We start from the raw sequence: 21,978 nt of genomic DNA on the forward strand, positions 1-21,978 counted from the left end.
CACCCGACTATAACGCCACAATGGACTCGCGCTTTAAAGGCGGCACCGCCGGTGATCTGATCACCTGTCGGCCTTTTGAAGTCTCCCTTAGCTGGTTCAATCGGGGCTTTCTAGCGCCACTGAACGGCCAAGCAGGTCTGGAAAACTTCCCGGCGTTCGCGAAAAACGCCTGGACTAAGGGCTCCACGCCCTACTGCATGCCAATCGCCTCGGTAATGCATGGCTTTTTCTACAACAAGGACGCTTTTAAGTCATTAAACCTCAGCGTACCGAAAACCGAAGCGGAATTTATTAAGGTCTTAGCGGCACTGGCGGCAGACGGCGAATATACGCCACTGGCCTTGGGTACCAACGATCAGTGGGAATCCTATGAGGTGGTCTATGCCGGCATGGGACCTAACTATTGGCAGGGTGAAGCTGGACGTAAAGGTCTAATCGACGGTAGCAAGAAGTTTACCGACGCCGAATTTGTCGATGCATGGTCGTATTTGGCCAAATGGAAGCCATATATGGGCAAGGGCTATCAAGCACAGACCTACTCTGATTCACAGACCCTGTTCAGCCTCGGTCGCTCTGCGATCTATCCAGGTGGTTCATGGGAAATTGCCGGCTTCAACAAGGCTATTGAAGGCGAATTTGAATACGGTGCCTTCTATCCACCGGTTAAAAAATCCGGTGATACCTGCTATATCTCCGATCACGTCGATATCGGCATGGGCATCAACAAAAACGCCAAGAATCCTAAAGACGCTGCGATATTTTTGGAGTGGATCGGTTCGGCCGAATTTGCCGATCTGTACACCAACAAGGTTACCGGTTTCTTTTCACTGTCTAACCACTCGGTCAACATCAATGATCCAGTGGCCGCCGAAGTTATGGCATGGCGCAGTGATTGCGAATCAACCGTTCGTGTCCATTCTGAAATCAAGGCTGATGGTATCTTAAGTGCACTTTACAGTGCCTCTGCTGAAGTCCTAAACGGCACGACTACGCCAAAAGAGGCCGGCGCGGAAGTCCAAGCGGTAATGGGCGCCAACTAAATAAAGCCCCGAATGAAGGACCCTCTGGGTCCTTCTTATTAGGATTCCTATGAATAAATTCCCCTGGCATTTGGTCGTTTTTTTAGCCCCGGCCTTTATTATTTACGGTGTTTTCAGTGCCCTGCCACTGGCCGACACACTCCGTTTAAGCATCTTTACCGAGGATAGTTTCGGAGTCCGCAGCTTTCTCGGCTGGGGCAACTATGAATTTGTGTTTCAGGATGCGCTGATGAGTCAGGCCTTTTGGAATGCCCTCTGGGTAAACTGCAAGTTTTTCTTTATCAATATGATCATTCAAAATCCTATTGCCTTACTGCTGGCGGCCCTATTGGCCACCGGACGAATTCGCGGCGTGGCCTTTTATCGCACCGCTATCTTTCTACCGACCCTGTTGTCGGTGGTCATTGTCGGTTTTGTCTGGAAACTGATGTTAAGCCCAGTGTGGGGTGTAGGCGAAACCCTGATGGCGATGGTCGGCTTGGAAGACTACTTTGGCCCCTGGTTGGGTATGCCGGAAAGCTCGCTCATTACCGTCTCATTAATCTCTGTGTGGCAATATATTGGCCTGCCGATGATCCTGATTTACGCGGCCCTGATCGGTATTCCCGACGAGTTACTCGACGCCGCCTATGTCGACGGCTCTAAACCATTGCGGACCTTCTTCGCGATTCAGTTGCCGCTGATCTATCCCACGCTCGGCCTAGTTACCATCCTCACCTTTGTCGGCAACTTCAATGCCTTCGATCTGATGTACAGCGTCTATAGCGGGGCCGGCGGTGGACCGGAACAGTCGGTCGATGTCTTAGGTACCTTTTTTTACCGGACCTTTTTCGGTTTCGCCAGCCAGATTGGCAGCACGACCATGGGGGCCACAGTTGCCTCACTCATGTTCCTGGTGATTTGTGTCGGGGTCGGACTGTATTTTTACTTTGTCCAACGCAGATTGCTGCGTCACCAATTCTAAGGATACCCTATGATACGTCTGCGTAATCTGGCTCGACCGGCCTTAGTCCATGCGGTATTGCTGTCTTATACGGTACTCGCATTGTTCCCGATATTTTTGGTGATCATCAACTCCTTTAAGAGTAAACGGGCCATCTTTAACGACCCGCTCGCTCTGCCGACGCCGGCGACCTTTTCCCTAGTGGGCTATGAAAAGGTGCTCCAGGAATCGGAGGTACTGACTTTTTTCGCCAATAGTTTGATCGTCACCCTGGTGTCCCTCTTGCTAATTCTTACCTTCGGCGCGATGGCGGCCTGGGGCCTGTCGGAGTATAAGTTTCGCGGCAACCGCTGGCTTTACTTTATAATGGGCTTTGGCATTATGGTGCCGATCCGCTTGGGCACGGTCAGCATCCTCAGCACCATGGTATCGCTCAATTTAACCAACACATTGACTGCCTTAATTCTGGTCTATACGGCCCAAGGTTTGCCCTTGGCGGTGTTTATTTTGGCGGAATTTATGAACCAAATTCCCAAGGATTTAAAAGAGGCTGCGCGCTGTGATTCGGTCAGCGAATATAAGATATTTGCGCAAATCATTGTGCCACTGATTCGTCCGGCTATAGCGACAGTTGCGGTGTTTTCGATGATCCCGATCTGGAACGATCTGTGGTTTCCCTTGATCCTGGCACCGGGCAGTTCGACCCAGACCATTACCCTAGGCGTACAACAGTTTATCGGTCAATACACCACCAATTGGAACGCTGTCTTGGCTTCGTTAAGCCTTGCGGTGCTGCCGGTGGTCGGTTTGTATTTCGTTTTTTCTCGTCAACTCATTCGCGGCATTACCTCCGGTGCGGTCAAATAACAAGGGTTTCCCATGGCAAATGTATCTCTTCACAAGATTGGCAAGCTCTACGGTAAAACTCGGGTGTTGTCGGATATCAATCTGACTATCGACGAAGGCGACTTCGTGGTCTTGGTCGGGCCCTCTGGTTGCGGTAAATCCACGCTGCTGCGCATGATGGCGGGTTTGGAACCCATTACCGAAGGCGAACTGCAAATGGAAGGTGAGCGAGTCAATCACTGGACACCGTCGGAACGCAAGATTGCGATGGTCTTTCAGTCTTATGCACTCTACCCCCACATGAGCGTCTATAAAAACATGGCCTTTGGCCTAAAGGCGAACAAGCTCGGTAAAGATGCAATAGCGACACGCATCCAGCATGCCGCACGCATTCTCAAAATCGATGCTCTGTTAGAGCGCCTACCGAAAGAATTATCCGGTGGCCAGCGTCAACGGGTGGCCATCGGCAGGGCGATTGTGCGCGAACCGCGCCTGTTTTTATTCGACGAGCCGCTGTCCAATTTGGATGCAGCGTTGCGCGTGCAAACTCGTTTGGAGATCTCCAAACTGCACCAGCAATTGCGCGCCACCATCGTTTATGTGACCCATGATCAGGTTGAAGCCATGACCCTGGGCAACAAGATCGTCGTGCTCAATGACGGCGCCATTGCCCAAACCGGCTCGCCCTTGGAGCTTTACCAACAGCCGGCCACTGAATTTGTCGCCACCTTTATTGGCTCGCCGACCATGAACCTTTTACCCGGTCAGATTAAGGCCATCGATGCCGATGGTTGTACCATCGTGCTGTCCTGTGGCGGTGAGGTGACGGTTAATGTGCTAACCGAGCAGGCCGCGGTGGGCGATCGCGTTAAGGTCGGGATTCGCTCCGAACATCTGGCCGAAGACGACAGCCACGATCAGCGGCTCTATGGCAAGGTGAGTCTGGTTGAACATTTGGGTGAGGTGAACTTTATCTACCTGACTTTGGCCGATGGTCAGGAACTGGTCTTGCGCGGCGACGGCAACCGGGCCGTGGCCATTGGCGAGGAATTGGTGGTCTCGGCGCGCGCTGCGGACTGTTATCTGTTCGACCAGCACGGCCAGGCCTTTCTGCGCCGTTACCCTGGTAATATGCTGATCGAACCGAAGTTGGCCGCCTTGTCCGCGAGTCAGGCCTAGGCCACTGAACGCCTGGCGAGGGCTAGGTTAGCAATGGCCAACGTGGCCCTATGGTGAGGCCTTAGCCAGTTTTACCACGCCAGCCGTTCACCATCATAATTCCAAAATTGGCCGGAGTCGGCCATATCAAAGTTGATCAGAGTTGCGGCCAAGCCGCTCGCGCTCTGTTCGACACTGATGTCACCATTCGGGCCGCCCATATCCGTTCGAACCCAACCCGGATGCATCAAGTAGACGCCGATTTTTTGCGGTTTGAGCTCGACCGCCAGACATTGCATGGCCTTGTTGAGGGCCGCTTTGGAGCTGCGGTAGGCGATAGAATCACTGCGCTCGCGGGCAAGGGATCCCATGGCACTTGAAATGGTGACAATTTTGGGTTGATTGGACTTGGACAGGTTGGCCATTAAAGCCTGTGTGACGCGCATCGGCGACAGGGTATTGATCTGCAGAACGGTGAGCCAATCGTCCAAATCCAATTCGCTATACGTGTCCTCGCTGCCACCGCGAACACCGGCATTGTTGATCAGAATATCGACGGTACAATCATCCAGTGCGTCCTTCAGGCGATCTACCGACGCTTGCTCGCTCAACTCCACTATATGGGTCTCGATAGTTTTGCCCAGCTCCGCCGCCAATTGCGTCACGCGCGCCTGGGCCGCTTCATCGCGCACGGTACCGATAACCCGATAGTCCCGATCCAAAAATTCTTTAACCAGCTGAAAACCTATACCGCGGCCAACGCCGGTGATTAATATCGTATTCATAGTCTGCCCCACTTTCACCCACACAATTGCCCTAGCATGAACCTATCTAGGGTATTAACACAAACTTACCAACATGCTTTTTCTCAAGAAATTCTTGTTGCGCTTGGGCGATGGCCGTTAAGGCAAAGCTCTTGGCAAGCAGGGGCTGAATTTCACCCTGTTCGATATACCGCACTATAGCCGGAAAGACCGGTTCATCCCAGGCCGTTGTACCGATCAGGGTGAGGTCCTTAAGGTACATGTCGCGCATATCCAAGGCCACGATCGGACCGGATATAGCGCCCGAGGAGACCAGACGTCCGCCGCGCTTCAACAGTTTGAGCAGGGTCGGGAAGCCGGCGCCGCCGACATTATCCACCACCACATCGACAGTCTGTTCACCCAGTGCCGCGATGAGATCGGCAGAGCGGCCGAATAACAGGTCCGCGCCAATCTCTGCGACGCGCGCGTGCTTAGCCTCACCGGCAATGGCGATCACCCGTGCGCCCCGACGCTTGGCCAACTGCACCGCGGCTGAGCCAACACCACCGGAGGCACCCGCGATTAACACGGTTTCACCGGCCTGAACATTGGCCCGATGCAACATATTCTCGGCCGTGCCGTAGGCACAGGGGATGGTGCCCAGTTCGGCGTCGGTCCAAGCGCATCGGATCGGGAACACCTCACTGGCTTTGACTTTGACATATTGCGCAAAGGCGCCATTAAAATCCGACCCCATCCAGCTGTTGGCCAAGGATTCAAAGCCGCCATCGCGACTGCAGGGCCGGATCAGCACCCGGTTGTCGAGCAAACGGGTGTCGACATCGCTGGCAACCTGCACCACTCGACCACAGCAATCGGTACCCTGAATCAACGGAAAGGCGGTTTGTGCATTCCAACCTCCATCTGCCTGCCCCCCTGCCGAGGGGTCTGCAGCGATGTCGTTGGTCGCGCCCTGCACCGCGGCAGAATACCAGCCCAAGCGCGTGTTGATCTCGGTATTGTTTACCCCCGCGGCCAACACCTTGACCAATACCTCCCCTGGGCCGATCTCAGGCATGGGCACCTCGCTAGCGACCAGCTGATCGTAACCCCCATGGCCGAGGGTTAGGATGGCGGTCATTGAACTCTTAGGCACGTTGGGGTTCCTTCAATTGATACATGAGGTGAGCAGTTACTCTACAGCAAAAACACGCGGAATTTGCATTAACTGGCCCCCAACATTCTCTACCAGTGTTGCCACTAGAGAGCTGGCCGGGGCTTGGGCTGATCACCTCGGGCATCCAATGTCGCCCAACTGGCGGCACCAAGAATAATGATGCCACCGGTAATTTCTAACAGGGTCGGAAATTCATCGAGGATCAAAAAGGCCAGACCAATGGCATAGACCGGCTGAATCATGCCCATCAGTGATGCACGTGTTGGACCGAGATGTTTTAACGCATAGAGGTAGCCCGTATGCGGCAGCGCGACAAAGACCACGCCGAGTAAGGCGAGCAGCAACCAGTCCTGTTGGTTGGCGGACTGAACCGGTTCAAGACCAAAAAACAGACCCAGAGCCACGACCGCCGTGAGCAACTGCAACCACATTTGCATCAATGATGGGATATGGCTGGCCAAGTATTTGCTGAAGAGGTTCCGACTGGCAAACAGGATGGCTGAGATCAAACCCAGCCCGATGGCTGGCAAGTTAAAGCCGGAGCTCAAGGACTGGAGTGAGACCAGAGCGATACCGACCAGGCCGGATAGGGCGAGCAAAAGCTGCTGCCGGTTGGGTCGTTGGCGATGAATCAAGGCCTCGCCGAGGGTGGTAAAGACCGGATGGGTGTAGAGCATAATCAGACCCAGAGCAACGGTTGATGCCTGGACTGACTGATAGAACGTGACCCAATGCGTTACCGTTAGCAGGCCGATCAGGATGCCAAAAAACAAATCCATAGGTCGAAAATAAAATGATTTTTTAAGTGCCAACGCGAGTAAGGTCAACACCAAAAAACCAGGCACAGAGCGCAAATAGATAATTTCCGCAGCAGGAAGGTCGATGATTTTGGCAAAGAGTGCGCCACAGGCCCAGAAAAAAATTGTTAAATGCAGTGTAATTGTTGGTGCGGATGAATTGTTCGGCACACATACCTCGGTGTTGGTAGTTACGACGCGCCGGACTGAACGGCCATCGGGAAGGAGACCGGCTTAGCTGCTTTCGCGCGGCACAATCTTAAAACCCACATCGATGTGGGTCGGACAGGGTTTATCTTGCAGCCGGTCGAGTAAACATTGGGCGGCCTTCTGGCCCATCTCAAACCGCGGTATCGCCACACTGGTTAAGCGAGGCGATATCGCACTGGCGATTTCCAGATCGTTAAAGCCGGCTATCGCCAATTGCTGCGGGACCTTGATACCTCGGCGTTGACACTCGAAGATGGCCCCCGCCGCGAGATCGTCATTACTGCAAAACAGCGCGTCGATCTGGTTGTGCTCGGAAACCAGTTTAACCATTAATTCGGCACCGGCCTGAAAGGAGGTGTGGGCAAAGCTGGTCGAGATATAGTCTTCCGATGGCAAGCTGTGGTCGATCAGCGCTTGGCGATAGCCCTGAAGCCTTCGTTGGGTCCGATTGTCCATGCGCGCGCCGATAAAGCCGATATGCCGGTAACCTTTCTGGATCAAATGTTCGGTCATCGCATAACCGGCGTCAAACTGAGAGATACCAACATTGATATCGATCGGGTTGTCGCCTAACTCCATGACCTGAACGACCGGTATACCGATATTCATCAAGCGTTGCCGGGCGCTATCGGATTGATCGATACCGGTTAGGATCATACCGTCCGGATTTTGCTCGAGCATGGTTTCAATAAGCTCTTCTTCCTGGACCGAGGAATAGTGCGTATTGGTCAATAACATCTTATAACCGGCAGGGGTCAGGGTGTTGTAGATGCCATCTAAGAGGCTTGAAAACACCGAATTGGACAAGGACGGAAACAGTACACTAATAATCTTTGTTTCCGACGACACCAACGAGCGTGCCGCCTGGTTAGGTATATACCCTAGCGTCTTAACAGCCTTATCAATTTTTTGGCGCAACTTATCTGTGACCATGTCGGGTCTTTTCAGTGCTCTAGACACCGTTATCGGGCTGACACCCGCAAGCGTTGCGACATCGGCTAGCGTGACGCGCCCTGAACTCCGTCGAGGATTTTTTGGGTATTCGGTGTCCATGCTTATTAGTCAGTGCGCCTGTTGTGTAGCGCTTTACTATAGGTCGGTTAATGGCGAATGTCATCAAGCCTGACAGCGTTATCAGCATAATTTAAAAAAAACTAAGTAAATCAGCCTTTTTGATCATTGACAGCGCTATCATTTACCCATAATCTCACTCCCCTGTCGCCGAATGACCTCAACTGAGTTGATGCTTCTCGTAGACATACCGAGTTTAAGTACCCTGCCAGTCGGCCGGGTAGCTTGTTTCCCAAGACAAATATAAAAAAACAAGGAACAACCGTATGACTTTCAAGATTGACCGTAAATTCAACGCCTTGGCTGCTGCAGTAATCATGACTGCCGGTATGGCAACAGTTGCCGAAGCAGCAAAGTATGAGTGGACTATTCAGACCTCCGCTCAGGCGGGTGACAACTTCTTTCCCATTGAACAGGCATGGGCAGATCGAGTCGGCGTAATGTCCAATGGCGAGATCAGCATCAACTTAGTACCGGTGAACTCCGTTGTGCAGTATAACGAAACGCTTGAGGCTGTCGGTGCCGGCATCCTGCAAGGCCACCTAACGGATCCTTCATACTTCAGCGGTAAAGATCCAGCGTTCGCGATGTTGGGCAACCTAGTTGGTGCTTGGAGCCATCCGTCCCAGATGATTAAATTCATGGAATACGGTGGCGGCAACGAAGTTTATAACAAGCTGGTAAACCCGTACGGCCTACAATTTATTGGTGCAGCCTCTACTGGTGTGGAAGCATTTGTTTCCAGCAAGCCAATCCGCTCAGTTGCCGACTTTAAAGGCATCAAGATGCGCGCGCCAGAAGGCATGGTACAAGAAGTATTTGCCGCAGTAGGTGCCTCACCGGTAAACCTGCCAGGTTCAGAGGTCTATACGTCTCTGGATAAGGGCGTTATTGATGCAGCAGACTATACCGTGTTCTCAACCAACCATGCTCAGGGCCTGCACAAGTTTGCCAAGTACCCGCTCTACCCTGGCTTCCACTCCATGCCAACACTGGCTATATCTCTGAATAAGACTATTTGGGATTCACTGCCTGCTAACTTGCAAGAAGTTATGACTGTTTCTGTGCGCGACTTTAGCCGCGACATCGTTCAGCAGTTGGAAATGATGGATAACATCGTGGTTGTTGAAGCTCGTGCCGATAAGAGCATTGAAATCATCAACTGGTCTGATGAAGAACGTAACAAGTTCCGCGCTATAGCACAGGGCCAATGGTCTAAATGGGCTGAGCGTTCTGACATGGCCGGCGAAGTATATGCTGCTGTATCGGTTTACTTGGAAAGCCAAGGTCTTCTTGATTAAATAGTCGCCATTAATCAACTGAAGCGGCCTCTTCATTTTTAATGAAGGGGCCTTTATCTATAACAAAAGGTATTTGTTATGAGTTCAAGTCCTGTCACCGGCGACAACAATTCCAGTAATCTGAGCACAACCATCCCTAAAATTGAAGACATTCAAACTGAGGTTGCATACGACCACATGGCCGATGTTGTCTTTAAAAATAGGTTGGATGTTTGGATCGACAAGCTCGGTAACTTTGTCTCCTATGCTTTTATGGTTAGCGTGGCGATCAGTTTTTATGAAATCATCAGTCGATATTTTTTCGACGCGCCAACGATATGGGTGCATGAAACCACCATTATGATCTGCGCGTTGTGCATGGCCTATGGCGGCGCTTACTGCCTAGCCCGAGACAGCCATATCCGCATCCGAGTGATCTACGATGTTGTTGGCCCCAAGGGCAAACGTATTTTAGACATTATCAACGGTGTCTTATCGGTATTTTATTGTTTATTAATTGCCTACGCGGCCTTTATTTTGGCCGAGAAAGCACTCTTCAATCCGCTTGGCGAATTCCGTTTGGAAACGACAGGTTCCGCCTGGGATCCAATATATCCCGCGTTGGTCAAAACGGGTCTGTTCTTGGTGTTGATCACCATGACCTTACAGAGCCTGCTACATCTCGTTCAAGCCATTTTTCGCAAACAACCGGAGGCCTAAGGTATGTTTGAATTTGCCTCAATGGGTATCGAAGCTGCATCCTATTTAATTGTCGGAAGTATTCTTCTTTTGTTATTAACTGGCCTACCCCTGGCCTTTATTACCGGCTTGGTTGCCCTGATTTTCACCCTCGGTTGGTTCGGGCCGATGGCGATCCCACTGGTCACCAGTCGTATCTACAGTTTTATTAACGAGTATGTGCTCATTGCCATTCCAATGTTTGTGCTGATGGCATCGATATTGGACCGCTCCGGTATCGCTCGAGACCTCTACAATACCATGCGCGTTTTTGCCGGCCAGTTACGCGGTGGCGTGGCGGTACAGACCTTGGTAGTGGCCATCTTTCTGGCGGCCATGTCGGGCATTATCGGCGGTGAAATCGTGCTTCTCGGTTTGCTTGCCTTACCGCAGATGCTGCGCCTGGGCTATGACCAACGTTTGTCGATCGGCACGGTAGTCGCTGGCGGATCATTGGGCACCATGGTCCCGCCAAGTATTGTGTTAATTATCTATGGCTTAACCGCCAACGTCTCGATTAGCGACCTGTTTTTGGCGACGGTCTTGCCGGCGATGTTGCTCGGTGGATTCTATGTCTCATATATCCTGATCCGCTGCTACATCAACCCAGCCATGGGGCCGATAGCACCGAAAGAAGAATCTCAAATGGGTTGGCCTCAGAAACTCAAGATGCTCAAAGGTATTGCCTTGCCGATTGCCGTAGCGGTCTGGGTTTTGGGCTCTATCTATGGCGGTATCGCGTCGATTACCGAAGCGGCCTGTATGGGCGTGGTAGGTGTGGTTATTTCGACCTGGGTCCGTAAAGAATTGACCTGGCCGATGATTCGAGACAGCTTGCGCCAAACCCTGAACACGTGCGGCATGATTATCTGGATCGGTATCGGTGCCAGTGCACTAGTGGGTGTATACAACCTGATGGGCGGCAACCGCTTTGTTGAGTCGGTTATCCTCGGGCTCGATGTCGCACCGATCGTGGTGATCATGATTATGATGGGCATCTTGCTGGTATTGGGTCTGTTCATGGACTGGATTGGTATTGCCTTGCTGACTATGCCGATCTTTGTTCCGATCGTTATCTCATTGGGCTTCAATCCCGTTTGGTTTGGCATCCTGTTTTCCATGAACATGCAGGTGTCCTATATCAGTCCACCCTTCGGTCCGGCAGCCTTTTACCTTAAAAGTGTCGCGCCGCCGAATATTACCCTGCGCGAAATCTTTCTCTCAATGTGGCCCTTTATTCTTCTGCAATTATGCGCTTTGGGTTTGGTTCTCACCTTCCCACAGATCGCCTTGTGGTTGCCCGGCTTGTAACAGAAAAAAAATTAAGGCGGATATCTGGCTATAACCGCCCAATAGCTAAGAGGCTGCGAACTATTTATAACGAACGCTGACCAGCCTTTGCATGCTTAGCACTTTATAGGAAATTAGAACATGACACAGACAACAACTACACCCCAGGTCGCCGTGATTGGTTTGGGTTCCATGGGTATGGGTGTCGCGCAATCGTTGGTTCGCGCCGGCATTACCACTCGCGGTCTGGACATCAATCCGGCAACCAAGCAGGCCTTTGTCGATGCCGGCGGCTACGCCGCGAAAGACCTGAGCGATGCGGTAGCGGGTTGCAACATCATCATCCTGATGCTGGTTAATTCTCAACAATGCGATGCCGTGCTCTTTGGTGAGCAGGGAATGGCTAATCAATTGCCTGCTGGCACGATTGTGGTGTTATGCAGTACTACCTCGGCCAGCTATGCCCGAGATCTCAACGTGCGCTTGTCGGCCCTAGATCTGACCATGATTGATGCCCCCGTCAGCGGTGGTGCCGCCAAGGCCATGACCGGCGATATGTCAATTATGGCCTCGGGTGCGCCCGAGGCATTTGCTCAATGCCAGACCGTCTTCGATGCCATATCGGCCAAACTTTATGTGGTTGGGGACGACGTCGGCGCCGGCGAATCGGTGAAGATGGTCAACCAACTGCTGGCCGGAGTTCATATAGCCGCCGCCGCGGAGGCCATGGCATTAGGCATTAAGTCAGGTCTTGACCCAGAGATGGTCTATGAAATTATCTGCAACAGTGCCGGTTGCTCGTGGATGTTTGAAAATCGCGTCCCGCACATCCTGAAGGGCGACTACAGCCCCAATAGTATGGTGGATATCTTCGTCAAGGACCTGGGGATCGTATTAGACGCCGGTCATGAGATGAAGTTCCCCTTGCCGATAGCCGCCAGTGCCCTGCAGCAGTTTCTAACCGCCAGTGCCGCCGGTTTCGGCCAGGAAGATGATTCCGCCGTTATCAAGGCGTACCCCGGTGTTAATTTGCCCCAAAGCAAATCATAAGGAGTGTCGACATGCCCATCCTTCTCGGCTGTATAGCCGACGATTTTACCGGCGCAACGGACCTGGCCAGCTTCTTGGTCGCCTCCGGCATGCGCACCGTTCAGCTCATTGGTGTGCCGACCGGACCGGTTGATCTCGACGGCGCCGATGCGGTGGTCATCGCGCTGAAAACGCGCACACAGAAAACTGACCAAGCGGTGGCAGAATCCTTATTAGCACTGCAGTGGCTGCAGCAATACCAATGCGAGCAATATTATTTTAAATACTGCTCCACCTTCGACTCCACAGCGGACGGCAACATCGGCCCGATTAGCGATGCCTTGCTGGATGCACTGGGTGAGAAATTCACTATTGCTTGCCCGTCTTTACCGATCAATGGCCGTGCCGTTTATAACGGCTATTTGTTCGTCAATGGCGTCCTATTGAACGAGAGTGGCATGCAGCACCATCCACTCACCCCGATGACCGATGCTAACTTGGTGCGCGTATTAGATGCTCAGACGCGTCATAGTGTCGGCCTGGTCAATCACCAAGTGCTAGATCAGGGCGTCGAAGCAACTGGCAAGGCCTTCGGAGAACTGGCAAAGCAAGGGCACCACTATGCGATCGTTGACACACTCAACTACGATCACCTAGTTACAATCGGCCATGCCGCTCGTGACCTTAAATTATTGACCGGCGGTTCCGGTTTGGCTGTTGGTCTGGCCGATAACTTTGCGGCTAAAGGGCTGCTAACCAAAAAAGCCGACTCTGGCGCCTTAAGTAAGGTCGCAGGCGGAATTGTGCTCTTGTCCGGCAGTTGTTCAATAGCAACCCAAGAACAGGTTGCGCAGTACCGTCAAGATCACCCGTCGCTTAAGGTTGAACCGCTTAAAATTAACGATGGCTCGCAAACGGCGGATGACATAGTGGCCTGGTATAAAGAACAGTCGGTGAGCCGTCCGGCACTGATTTACGCAACTGACACACCGGAAGCTATTAAGGCGGTACAGCAACAACTTGGCGTCGACGCCGCCGGCACCTTGGTTGAAGGTGTTATGGCCGAGGTAGTGCGCCAACTGGCCCAGGCAGGTATCCGAAAATTCATCGTCGCCGGCGGGGAGACGTCGGGTTCCGTGGTGCAAGCGTTAAACATTAGCGCGATTAAGATCGGTCAAAGCATTGCGCCCGGCGTTCCGCTGACCGAATCCATCAGTGCACAGCCTCAGTTGTTGGCGCTTAAATCGGGTAACTTTGGCGATCGAGATTTCTTTGCCAAAGCGGTTGAGGCCATGTTATGAGCCTAACCGAACAGGATCTACGCCAGCAAATCAGTGACTTTGGTCGCTCCCTTTTTAATCGGGGGTTGAGCGCGGGTAGCTCGGGCAATATCAGTGTCCGGCTCGACGATGGTTGGTTAATGACCCCGACAAACTGCTGCTTAGGAAATTTGGATCCAGCGGATATCTCCCGCCTCGATGCCCAGGGCAACTTGCTCAGTGGCAAGAAGCCATCGAAGGAATTTTTTCTGCATGCGGCCTTTTTAGCCCAGCGACCGCAAGATAAAGCCGTGGTCCACCTTCATTCGACTTATGCAACCGCAGTCGCCTGCTTGGCCGGGCACGATGCCCATAATATGTTGCCAGCCCTGACCCCTTATTCGATTATGCGTCTTGGGCCAGTGGCCTTAACGCCCTATCACCCACCGGGCGACCCGCGTTTGGGCGAGGAAATCGCGCTGGTTGCCGCCAAGCATCACTGTGTGCTGTTGGCCAATCACGGGCCCATCGTTGCCGCGCCAACCTTGACAGCGGCGGTCTATGCCGCCGAAGAGTTGGAAGAGACCGCCAAACTGTACATCACCCTGATGAATCATCAACCGCGCCTGCTCACCCCGGCACAGATTGATGAACTGAAGCAAAAATTCTCAACGGCAGGAGACCCCGATGCCAAAACTTGCTGCTAATCTTTCGATGCTGTTCACCGAAGTGGACTTTATGGATCGTTTTCAAGCCGCTTCCGCGGCGGGATTTGATGCCGTTGAATATCTGTTCCCCTATGCTTTTAGCGCCCAAGACATACGTGCCCAGCTGCAAAAACATTGCTTAGTACAGGCCTTATTTAACGCCCCGCCGGGCGACTGGGCAGCCGGTGAACGAGGCATTGCTTGTATCCCGGGCCGAGAAGAGGAGTTCCGCGCGGGTATTGCGACGGCCTTGGAATATGCCAAAATATTGGGCAATACACGTTTGCATGTGATGGCCGGTCTAATGCCCGATAATATCGACCAAGCCTTGGCGACTGAAACCTATGTCTCGAACCTGCGCTATGCGGCACAGCAGGTTAAGGAGGCGGGCCTTACGATCTTGGTTGAGCCGATCAATGATATCGATATGCCAGGCTATTTTGTAAATTACCAAGAAGATGGTGCGGCCTTAATCGACGAAATCGACGAACCCAATGTGCGACTCCAGTTTGATTTTTACCATTGCCAAATGATGCAAGGCAATGTTCTCAGCACGTTTCGAAAATTACGTGCCTATGTCGATCATGTTCAGATTGCCGGTGTGCCAAACCGTCATGAACCGGATGTGGGGGAACTGAACTATCGTTACCTGCTGGCTGAGTTGGACAAGGATGGTTACGCTGGCTTTGTCGGGTGCGAATACAAGCCACTGGCGGGAACCGTCGATGGTTTACACTGGATTAACAAATTGACCTAATTAACATTTTCATCAGGTTTTATCTTTACTCTTAGCTCTAAGCTGTTTTTGGCGGATCTCCCGGATCCGCTTTTTTTGTCTCTACTGACTCGCTCTGAAAAAATATCAGCCCAATTTTGTTTCTGTCCGCTGCGCATCCGACCAATTAAAATGATAGGACTTTTCCTCAGCCTGATCGATGCGTTGATAACTGTGCGCACCAAAATAATCGCGCTGGGCTTGCAAGAGATTGGCGCTGCTGACGGCCTCGGTCATGGCGTCGAAGTAGCTTAGCGCCGAGAGCGTCGCCGGCGCTGATACCGCCTGCTGACAAATCTGGCTGGCGACAAAACGCCATTGCGTCTGCCGTTGATTGATTTCGGTTCGAAAGAAATCATCGCTGAGCAGGTTATCCAAGCTCGGTTGGCGATCGAATGCCACGGCAATGGACTGCAAGAAGGCGGCGCGAACAATGCATCCGCCGCGCCAGATGCGCGCAATTTCGGCAAAGTTCAGTGACCAATTTTGCGCTCGGGCGGTCAGCGCCATTAACGAGAAGCCCTGCGCATAGGCACAGATTTTGGCGCAGTACAGCGCATCGTGTACGGCGTTAACAAAGGCTTCTGAGCTGTCTTGTGATCGACTGGCAGCAGGATATAGGCTGGCTAAACTCTGGCGCAGCGTAGCCTGGGCCGAACTGGCTCGGCTAATAACCGCCTGCACAATGGTCGGTGCCGGACAACCCGATTCCATCGCGTGGGTTGCCGTCCACAGGCCGGTGCCTTTCTGCCCGGCCTTATCGCGAATCATCTCCACCAGTGGTTTACCACTCGCAGGGTCGGTCTGTTGCAGAATATCGGCACTGATTTCAATCAGGTAACTGTTGAGCACGCCGTCGTTCCATCGGGCAAAGACTCGACCGATCTCAGCACTGGTTAAACCACCAATGTCCTTGAGCAGTTGGTAAGCCTCACAGATCAATTGCATATCCGCGTATTCGATGCCGTTGTGCACCATCTTGACAAAATGACCGGAACCGGCCGGTCCGATGTAGGCGGCGCATGGCTCCCCCTGCGCTAGGGCAGGCAGAGCCTGGCCTTGCGGATCAATCTTGGCGGCAATCGCATGCCACATGGGCATAACCCGTTGCCAAACATCGGCATCACCACTGGCCATTAGCGACGGTCCAAAGCGAGCACCCTGTTCACCACCGGAAACCGCGGTGGTGAAGAATTTGCACCGACCGCGATACAGCTCTGTGCGTTCGATGCTGTCCGTCCACAGGCTGTTGCCGGTATCGATAACGATATCGTCTGCTTGCAGTCCATGGGCCAGCAATTGGTCAATAACCTGATCGACTATTTTGCCGGCGGGTACCGACAGGGCCAGGATACGGGGCGTGTTGAGGGAGTCCATTAGGGCCTTCAGGTCACTGCAGTCCTGATAACGTTGGGCAAAATCACCCTCCCCGGCAATCGCCTGTGCGGCTCGATTTTTTGTCGCCTCGTTGGCGTCATAGCCGCTGACCCGAAAGCTATTCTCAAGCAGGTTGAGTGTCAGGCTCTTGCCCATTACTCCTAGGCCAATAATGGCGATGTCGGAGGCGCTGGAATTTTTCATCTTAGGGTTCCTTGCTGATCGGCAGTTGCGCTAAACACTGGCGCACAACCTCATCTAATGTTGTGTCGATATTAACGCGAATGGCTTCGTCAGGACCAGGCTCTTCAAGCGTATCGAATTGGTTTTGCAGTAGCCCCTGATCATTAAAGTAATGCTCAGACCGGCTTTGCATTCGCTGCCAGATTAACGCCATGCTGCCTTGTAAGTACAAAAAAATAACCCCGGGATTGTTGGCACGCAATCGATCTCGATGGTCGCGCTTTAATGCCGAACAAGCCAACGCTACCGCACTATGTTGGCGTAGTTGATGATTTAAGATGTTCAACCAATCGGCGCGATCCGCATCCGTCAAGGCGATACCGGCGCGCATCTTAGCCACATTGGCTGTATTGTGGAAATCATCGGCGTCCAGAAAGTTCAGCGCAAGATGTGCGGCAAGCTGCTCCGCTGCGGACGTTTTGCCGCATCCAGAAACGCCCATAACGACGATTTTCATAATGTTCTTTTTGAAGGGAATATTAACACTTAGTTTACGTTATTTTTGCCTGCCTCACCATAGAATGCAGGCCCCCTTTTACTCTATCTCGATGCCTATAATAAGCACAGGGCTCCATATCTGGCAGGCACCTAGAAGATGGCATCTTCTGGTTACACCAGCAACCCTAATTGACACCCTAAAAAATATAAGTAATGAGCAGTTAGTCTTACAGAAACAAAGAATCTAACAGTCATTTAGCGTTCGGCTACGCTGTTTTTATTCGTGCAAGGCAAAGGTAAAACGTACGTTAATGGTCAGGTCTACCCTTTAATTCCTGCTGACCTCTGTATACCTTTGCAACACTAACGCTGCGCTTTCCTGCGGTACCGAAAAGCCAACAATAACTCTAATTAGGTTGCTTCTAGCGGTACAACCCCGGTAATTACCCCGTGTAATTAAGGATGCTACATCATGGATAAGCCCATTAGCAGTGAACAGATATTGCCTAAAGAATATAACAACCTCGCCGCCTGCCAACATACTATTGAACAGGATATGCTCGAAAAAGATAATGTTGTCGGCATTGCCATCGGCAACAAGGTGGTCGGCGACCAAACCACCAACGAAAAATGCCTATCGATCCTGGTGTCCCATAAGATGGACCGGGATATGCTCGACTCGCGCAGCCTGATTGATACCAGTAAAAAGCTGGACGGCCTGACCCTCGATGTGGTCGAGGTGGGCGATCTGTTCGCCGGCGAAGGCGCCTTTGCGCCTCCGGCCCAGACCTATACTACCGAAGAAGCCACCTTTGATGCGCCTATTCACCAAGAGGTGGGCTATGAGGTATCCACCCAGGCCTTCAGCCCGAGTCTGAACGTTCGACTACGACCGGCCTTGGGCGGCTATAGCGTCGGGCACTATAAGATAACCGCCGGCACCATCGCCACGGCCTGTTACGAGCGCAGTGATTATCTCAGTTCGCGCCCGGGCAGCTTCTATCTACTGAGCAACAACCATGTGTTAGCCAATAGCAATGCGGCCAGCATTGGCGATCCGATCTTGCAACCCGGCCCTTACGACGGTGGCATCTACCCACGCGACGTAATTGCTCGGCTGAAGCGCTATATACCGATTAAGTTCCACAGTGGCGCGAAGCGACCCCTGAACTATGTCGACGCCGCCATCGCCGAGGGTAACTTGCGCGACCTGAGTCGGGAAATCTATTGGATCGGCTATGTCGATCGAACCTATTCCGCCCCCAGCGTCGGCTTGGCGGTGGAAAAAACCGGGCGCACAACCGGCTTTCGCACCGGGCGCATTACCAACATCAATGCCACGGTCGATGTAAACTATGGCGGCGGCCGTATCGCGCGCTTTGCCCGGCAGATTGTCACGACGAATATCAGCGCCGGCGGCGACTCCGGCAGCCTGGTCTTGAATCGCCAGGAGGGAGCCTTGGGCTTGCTGTTTGCCGGCTCGTCCACGCGCACCATCGTCAACAATATCGCGCTGGTGCAAAATCTACTGAAAATACGTTTAACGGAAATCTAAGCAAAGGCATGGCGCGAAGGCCAACCGGCTTTCGCGCTAATTTGTATCGAGGTGCGCTATGGATATCAGTAACGCGGTCACCCACGCCCTGGTGTGGCTCGATCAGTATCCGGCCGTTCAAGGCGTCGCAGAAGGTCGTTATCACGCCAAACCCTGCATCACGGTGTTCAGCACCGATAAGGCCACCGCCACCCTATTACCCAAGACCTTCAAGGGCTTCCGGGTCGTGGTCGACAGCGGCGGCGAATTTCTCCCCGCCAGCGGGCCCTAGTCGACCGAGCCCGAGCCTGAGGCGAAAGCCGCAGCCCAATCTGCTTATACCAGCGTTGCGCCGATGCGCAGTACCGCGGCCATTAAGCCCTCGACTTGGTCTTGTTCATGGCGTGCGCCAACAAAGCAGGGCCGCAAGGCGAGCTGACCCTTCACCCGAGTGGTGCTGGGCATATATTGATTTTCGCGCACCAGCTGGCGGTGCAGCCGTTGATTCAGTCGATCCAAATCTGCAACGCCTTCGGACACATAGCGAAAGCAACAGATCGATAGGGTCGGTGCCAAGAGGATTTCCAGCTGTGGATAATCCTCGGCAAAGGTAACGATAAAGGCGGCCATATCGTTGTGCCGTCTCATGCGTTGACGCAGGCCGGTGACGCCGATTTCACGAATCATCGCCCAGACTACAACACCCCGGCACGGTGCACTCAGTTCCACACCATAGTCAAAATAAGGAATACCAAAGTCATCGAGCGAGTGTTCGACCCGTGCGCTGGGCTCGCCTTCTTGCAGTGCCGTGCCCTCCAGATAGTCGGCCGGTTCTTGGGTGAAAGCCCGCCGCAGCAGTTCGCGATCGTGCACATAGGTTGCCGCCACACCAACCGAGGCACCGAGCCACTTATGCGGATCGACAATTACCGAGTCGGCCAATTCCAGCCCGGCAAACAGGTGGCTAATGCGTTCATCCAAAATGCCCGGCAAGCCATAGGCGCCATCGACATGGAACCAGATACCGTATTGCTTGGCGATGGCGCCAATTTTGGCCAATGGGTCGATCGCGCCGGTATTGGTGGTGCCGGCATTGGCGACGATGGCCATCGGCAGAATATCGTTGGCTAGGTCAGCTTCGATCGCCCTAACCAGTTCGCTAGCCCGCATGCGCCCTTGGTCATCACAGGCAATGGCTTTAACCGCACGGCGGCCCAAGCCTAGGACCCCGGCGGCGCGTTGAATAGTATGGTGGCACTCGGTACTGGCATAGATGCTGACTGGCCGCGTCACGCCATTGGCCGCAGGGTCAATGCCGATGCGCTCAAAGGCCGATTGGCGAGCAGCCCCCATGGCGACCAGATTGGCAACCGAACCACCACTGCTGTAAACCCCTTGCATGGCACCCAGACTGAACATCTCGGCCATCCACTGCAGTGATAATTCCTCGAGCAGATTAAAGGCGGTGAGCATATAGCGTTGCGGTGACGCCACGCTGGCGGCGGTGGTAGCCAAGGTCGCAATCGTCGTGGCGCCGGTGGTGATGTAGGAAGTAAAGCCGGGTTTGGGGACCGGCGAGCCATTGGCCACCACCTGCTGGATGAGCGTATCGAGTACGCTATCGATGCCCTCACCCTGTTGCGGTAAGGCGGTGGTTAACTGGCTCTGCCAATCCTTGCTCGGATGCTGGGCATCGAGATGGGTGAATTCTTGAAAGGTGTCCAGCCCGGCTCCGAGTCGGCCGAGCAATTCCTGTAACTTACCGGTTTCAGCCAGTTCTGTGTGCATGATGGATTCGCTTGAATGCAAAAATTCACCATAACGCGAGCGGCGTTTTTTAACAAGAAACCCAGAATCAGGTACATATGTCGGACTTTCAAGCCTTCTCTGCTTTGACTCGATCGGCCCGCCAGCGCGCCCGATAAGTCAGAAGTTTGTTACAGGTTCAAAGCTGATCCACCTTCATCTGATAAGTCAGCCAAGCCGTTTTCTCCGCGATCCGATCATACACCGCTCGGCCTCTATAGTTAGTTTCAGCTGTCATCCAGCGCATAAAGGGCCAGCCCTGTTGTTTAGCCTGTGCCCTTAAGCCTTCATAGAGCTGTTCCACTACACCACTGCCACGTAGCGCCGGCAAGACAAAGAGATCATCGAGAAAGCCAACCTTGGCGCCGCGCAAGGGCGATACCATTTCCCGGAAGTGCATCAGGCCGATGCCTTGGCCCGACTCATCCGTGGCGATGAGTGCGAAAAATGGCTGGGCCGGATCGAAAATCCATTGCCAGAGCGTCTCCAGAATGTCGTCCGTCATCGGCATCTGATAATACTCGGCGTAACCATGATAGAGCCTTTGCCATTCGTCGCGGTCGGCACTGTTGAGCGGGGTCACTGTTATTGTCATGCGCGCTTCCTATTTCCGGTAAGACTCTAGGGTTTGTTTTTGACGCCCATCGGCGTCGAAATTAGTGGCATGCAACCAGCGTTGGAAGGCGCCTTGCAACGCCGGCCAGTCGCTATCGATCACGCTAAACCAGGCGGTATCACGGGTGCGGCCTTTATATACTATCGCCTGGCGAAATATGCCTTCAAACTGGAATCCGAGCCGCTGGGCGGCACGTTTGGAGGGTGCATTGAAGTTATCACATTTCCATTCGTAACGTCGGTAGCCCAGTTCATCGAAAACCCGTTGCATCAGCAAGAACATCGCCTCGGTGGCCAGCGGTGTGCGCTGCAGCAACGGCGAGAAATGAATGTGGCCCACTTCGACGACGCCCACAGTCGGGTCGATACGCATCAAGGCTGCCATACCCACGGCACGGCCGGTGCGCTGGTCAATAATGGCGTAAAAGAGCGGATCGGGTGTGCCGCAGGCGCTCATCAACCAGTGGTTGAAATCCGCAAAGTCGGCAAAGGGCCCGACCGGCAAATAGGTCCAGTTTTTGCCATCGGGGTCCGTCGCAAAGGCCGCATAAAGCGCCTCGGCATGCCGTTCCGGCTCCAATGGCACAAGTGTGCAATACTGGCCCGTCAACGAGGTACGAACCGGCCGTGCGCGGGTCTGCCAATCGGTTATTGGCGCACCAATGGCTTGGCCAAGATCATTAAGATATTCGCTAATCGGTTCGGGATCGTAAGCCATTGGCATTCCTTCTGAGGGTGACGTGCTGATGAGTATAACGGGGGCCCCGGCCAAGCCGGGAGCGTATAGCCGATCATGCCACAATATCTAGGATGGAGAGAATAGCGCAGGCCGTTTTGAAATACTGCACAGTGCTGCTGAAGATGAGTATCGGAGATTAAATCATTATCGGTCGGTCGAT

General features: G+C 53.2%; 22 protein-coding genes. 13 read left to right on the top strand and 9 right to left on the bottom strand.

What is annotated here, in order from left to right; all coding sequences use genetic code 11:
* From AC4FIC_RS07750 to AC4FIC_RS07765, 4 genes are all read left to right on the top strand, one after another.
* Positions 1 to 1,040, top strand: a 1,040-nt coding sequence (locus AC4FIC_RS07750; protein ID WP_487778703.1) for an ABC transporter substrate-binding protein, incomplete at its 5' end; no start/stop codon positions are given.
* A gap of 49 nt (positions 1,041 to 1,089) precedes the next feature.
* Positions 1,090 to 2,004: a carbohydrate ABC transporter permease gene (locus AC4FIC_RS07755; protein ID WP_100257856.1), complete on the top strand. Its 915-nt coding sequence runs from the start codon at positions 1,090 to 1,092 to the stop codon at positions 2,002 to 2,004.
* A 9-nt stretch (positions 2,005 to 2,013) separates the two neighbouring features.
* Positions 2,014 to 2,850, top strand: coding sequence for a carbohydrate ABC transporter permease (locus AC4FIC_RS07760; RefSeq protein WP_100257857.1), 837 nt, complete (start codon positions 2,014 to 2,016; stop codon positions 2,848 to 2,850).
* 12 nt (positions 2,851 to 2,862) lie between these two features.
* Entirely contained in the window at positions 2,863 to 4,008 is a 1,146-nt protein-coding gene (locus AC4FIC_RS07765; RefSeq protein WP_100257858.1) for an ABC transporter ATP-binding protein, read from the top strand.
* 71 nt (positions 4,009 to 4,079) lie between these two features.
* Here the strand turns inward: AC4FIC_RS07765 and AC4FIC_RS07770 are convergent, their stop codons facing one another.
* The 4 genes from AC4FIC_RS07770 to gntR all read right to left on the bottom strand — a co-directional run bounded on the left by AC4FIC_RS07770 (position 4,080) and on the right by gntR (position 7,970).
* Complete coding sequence (locus AC4FIC_RS07770) at positions 4,080 to 4,772, bottom strand: SDR family oxidoreductase (RefSeq protein ID WP_273285904.1); 693 nt, start codon at positions 4,770 to 4,772, stop codon at positions 4,080 to 4,082.
* Between the two features lie 46 nt (positions 4,773 to 4,818).
* Positions 4,819 to 5,889 carry an alcohol dehydrogenase family protein gene (locus AC4FIC_RS07775; RefSeq protein WP_227003681.1) on the bottom strand — a complete coding sequence of 357 codons (1,071 nt, stop codon included), beginning with the start codon at positions 5,887 to 5,889 and terminating at the stop codon, positions 4,819 to 4,821.
* A 104-nt stretch (positions 5,890 to 5,993) separates the two neighbouring features.
* Positions 5,994 to 6,878, bottom strand: a complete 885-nt coding sequence (locus tag AC4FIC_RS07780; RefSeq protein ID WP_100257861.1) for a DMT family transporter — start codon at positions 6,876 to 6,878, stop codon at positions 5,994 to 5,996.
* A 63-nt stretch (positions 6,879 to 6,941) separates the two neighbouring features.
* Entirely contained in the window at positions 6,942 to 7,970 is a 1,029-nt protein-coding gene (gene gntR / locus AC4FIC_RS07785; protein ID WP_476194295.1) for an HTH-type transcriptional regulator GntR, read from the bottom strand.
* Positions 7,971 to 8,254: 284 nt separating this feature from the next.
* Here gntR and AC4FIC_RS07790 point away from each other — a divergent pair, with 284 nt between their 5' ends.
* The 7 genes from AC4FIC_RS07790 to otnI all read left to right on the top strand — a co-directional run bounded on the left by AC4FIC_RS07790 (position 8,255) and on the right by otnI (position 15,048).
* Positions 8,255 to 9,289 carry a TRAP transporter substrate-binding protein gene (locus AC4FIC_RS07790; RefSeq protein WP_100257863.1) on the top strand — a complete coding sequence of 345 codons (1,035 nt, stop codon included), beginning with the start codon at positions 8,255 to 8,257 and terminating at the stop codon, positions 9,287 to 9,289.
* A gap of 78 nt (positions 9,290 to 9,367) precedes the next feature.
* A complete protein-coding gene (locus AC4FIC_RS07795; protein ID WP_100257864.1) occupies positions 9,368 to 9,988 on the top strand; it encodes a TRAP transporter small permease subunit in 621 nt (206 codons plus the stop codon).
* Between the two features lie 21 nt (positions 9,989 to 10,009).
* Positions 10,010 to 11,317, top strand: coding sequence for a TRAP transporter large permease (locus AC4FIC_RS07800; protein WP_100258778.1), 1,308 nt, complete (start codon positions 10,010 to 10,012; stop codon positions 11,315 to 11,317).
* Between the two features lie 120 nt (positions 11,318 to 11,437).
* A complete protein-coding gene (ltnD, locus tag AC4FIC_RS07805) occupies positions 11,438 to 12,346 on the top strand; it encodes an L-threonate dehydrogenase (protein WP_100257865.1) in 909 nt (302 codons plus the stop codon).
* 11 nt (positions 12,347 to 12,357) lie between these two features.
* A complete protein-coding gene (gene otnK / locus AC4FIC_RS07810) occupies positions 12,358 to 13,626 on the top strand; it encodes a 3-oxo-tetronate kinase (protein WP_100257866.1) in 1,269 nt (422 codons plus the stop codon).
* Positions 13,623 to 14,291: a 3-oxo-tetronate 4-phosphate decarboxylase gene (otnC, locus tag AC4FIC_RS07815; RefSeq protein WP_100257867.1), complete on the top strand. Its 669-nt coding sequence runs from the start codon at positions 13,623 to 13,625 to the stop codon at positions 14,289 to 14,291. Before otnK ends, otnC begins: the two co-directional genes overlap by 4 nt.
* Positions 14,272 to 15,048 (top strand): 2-oxo-tetronate isomerase, encoded by a 777-nt coding sequence (gene otnI, locus AC4FIC_RS07820; RefSeq protein WP_100257868.1) that lies wholly within the window; start codon positions 14,272 to 14,274, stop codon positions 15,046 to 15,048. Before otnC ends, otnI begins: the two co-directional genes overlap by 20 nt.
* Positions 15,049 to 15,153: 105 nt before the next feature.
* On the opposite strand, the gene gndA is transcribed toward otnI, so the two are convergent.
* Both gndA and AC4FIC_RS07830 read right to left on the bottom strand, forming a co-directional pair.
* Positions 15,154 to 16,647, bottom strand: coding sequence for an NADP-dependent phosphogluconate dehydrogenase (gndA, locus tag AC4FIC_RS07825; RefSeq protein ID WP_476194294.1), 1,494 nt, complete (start codon positions 16,645 to 16,647; stop codon positions 15,154 to 15,156).
* 1 nt (position 16,648) lies between these two features.
* Positions 16,649 to 17,143 (bottom strand): gluconokinase, encoded by a 495-nt coding sequence (locus AC4FIC_RS07830; protein WP_100257870.1) that lies wholly within the window; start codon positions 17,141 to 17,143, stop codon positions 16,649 to 16,651.
* Between the two features lie 453 nt (positions 17,144 to 17,596).
* On the opposite strand from AC4FIC_RS07830, the gene AC4FIC_RS07835 reads away from it, so the two are divergent.
* Both AC4FIC_RS07835 and AC4FIC_RS07840 read left to right on the top strand, forming a co-directional pair.
* Positions 17,597 to 18,679, top strand: coding sequence for a chymotrypsin family serine protease (locus AC4FIC_RS07835; protein WP_100257871.1), 1,083 nt, complete (start codon positions 17,597 to 17,599; stop codon positions 18,677 to 18,679).
* A gap of 58 nt (positions 18,680 to 18,737) precedes the next feature.
* The gene (locus tag AC4FIC_RS07840) at positions 18,738 to 18,950 is read left to right on the top strand and encodes a hypothetical protein (RefSeq protein WP_100257872.1); all 213 of its coding nucleotides are present in this window, start codon (positions 18,738 to 18,740) and stop codon (positions 18,948 to 18,950) included.
* 44 nt (positions 18,951 to 18,994) lie between these two features.
* Here the strand turns inward: AC4FIC_RS07840 and AC4FIC_RS07845 are convergent, their stop codons facing one another.
* The 3 genes from AC4FIC_RS07845 to AC4FIC_RS07855 form a co-directional block, all read right to left on the bottom strand.
* Positions 18,995 to 20,446, bottom strand: coding sequence for a pyridoxal phosphate-dependent decarboxylase family protein (locus tag AC4FIC_RS07845; RefSeq protein WP_273285862.1), 1,452 nt, complete (start codon positions 20,444 to 20,446; stop codon positions 18,995 to 18,997).
* Between the two features lie 157 nt (positions 20,447 to 20,603).
* Positions 20,604 to 21,059: a GNAT family N-acetyltransferase gene (locus AC4FIC_RS07850; RefSeq protein ID WP_476194293.1), complete on the bottom strand. Its 456-nt coding sequence runs from the start codon at positions 21,057 to 21,059 to the stop codon at positions 20,604 to 20,606.
* 9 nt (positions 21,060 to 21,068) lie between these two features.
* Entirely contained in the window at positions 21,069 to 21,797 is a 729-nt protein-coding gene (locus AC4FIC_RS07855) for a GNAT family N-acetyltransferase (RefSeq protein WP_100257875.1), read from the bottom strand.
* Between the last annotated feature and the right edge of the window lie 181 nt (positions 21,798 to 21,978).

The sequence above is a fragment of the Reinekea sp. genome (assembly GCF_982785585.1).

Bases quoted from the DNA above. Each gene is read 5' to 3' on its own strand.
- ltnD (WP_100257865.1), top strand. From the start codon at position 11,438: ATGACACAGACAACAACTACACCCCAGGTCGCCGTGATTGGTTTGGGT.
- AC4FIC_RS07755 (WP_100257856.1), top strand. From the start codon at position 1,090: ATGAATAAATTCCCCTGGCATTTGGTCGTTTTTTTAGCCCCGGCCTTT.
- gndA (WP_476194294.1), bottom strand. From the start codon at position 16,647: ATGAAAAATTCCAGCGCCTCCGACATCGCCATTATTGGCCTAGGAGTA.
- AC4FIC_RS07830 (WP_100257870.1), bottom strand. From the start codon at position 17,143: ATGAAAATCGTCGTTATGGGCGTTTCTGGATGCGGCAAAACGTCCGCA.
- AC4FIC_RS07840 (WP_100257872.1), top strand. From the start codon at position 18,738: ATGGATATCAGTAACGCGGTCACCCACGCCCTGGTGTGGCTCGATCAG.
- gntR (WP_476194295.1), bottom strand. From the start codon at position 7,970: ATGGACACCGAATACCCAAAAAATCCTCGACGGAGTTCAGGGCGCGTC.
- AC4FIC_RS07845 (WP_273285862.1), bottom strand. From the start codon at position 20,446: ATGCACACAGAACTGGCTGAAACCGGTAAGTTACAGGAATTGCTCGGC.
- otnC (WP_100257867.1), top strand. From the start codon at position 13,623: ATGAGCCTAACCGAACAGGATCTACGCCAGCAAATCAGTGACTTTGGT.
- AC4FIC_RS07835 (WP_100257871.1), top strand. From the start codon at position 17,597: ATGGATAAGCCCATTAGCAGTGAACAGATATTGCCTAAAGAATATAAC.
- AC4FIC_RS07770 (WP_273285904.1), bottom strand. From the start codon at position 4,772: ATGAATACGATATTAATCACCGGCGTTGGCCGCGGTATAGGTTTTCAG.
- AC4FIC_RS07760 (WP_100257857.1), top strand. From the start codon at position 2,014: ATGATACGTCTGCGTAATCTGGCTCGACCGGCCTTAGTCCATGCGGTA.
- AC4FIC_RS07765 (WP_100257858.1), top strand. From the start codon at position 2,863: ATGGCAAATGTATCTCTTCACAAGATTGGCAAGCTCTACGGTAAAACT.
- AC4FIC_RS07790 (WP_100257863.1), top strand. From the start codon at position 8,255: ATGACTTTCAAGATTGACCGTAAATTCAACGCCTTGGCTGCTGCAGTA.
- otnK (WP_100257866.1), top strand. From the start codon at position 12,358: ATGCCCATCCTTCTCGGCTGTATAGCCGACGATTTTACCGGCGCAACG.
- AC4FIC_RS07800 (WP_100258778.1), top strand. From the start codon at position 10,010: ATGGGTATCGAAGCTGCATCCTATTTAATTGTCGGAAGTATTCTTCTT.
- AC4FIC_RS07855 (WP_100257875.1), bottom strand. From the start codon at position 21,797: ATGGCTTACGATCCCGAACCGATTAGCGAATATCTTAATGATCTTGGC.
- AC4FIC_RS07795 (WP_100257864.1), top strand. From the start codon at position 9,368: ATGAGTTCAAGTCCTGTCACCGGCGACAACAATTCCAGTAATCTGAGC.
- AC4FIC_RS07850 (WP_476194293.1), bottom strand. From the start codon at position 21,059: ATGACAATAACAGTGACCCCGCTCAACAGTGCCGACCGCGACGAATGG.
- otnI (WP_100257868.1), top strand. From the start codon at position 14,272: ATGCCAAAACTTGCTGCTAATCTTTCGATGCTGTTCACCGAAGTGGAC.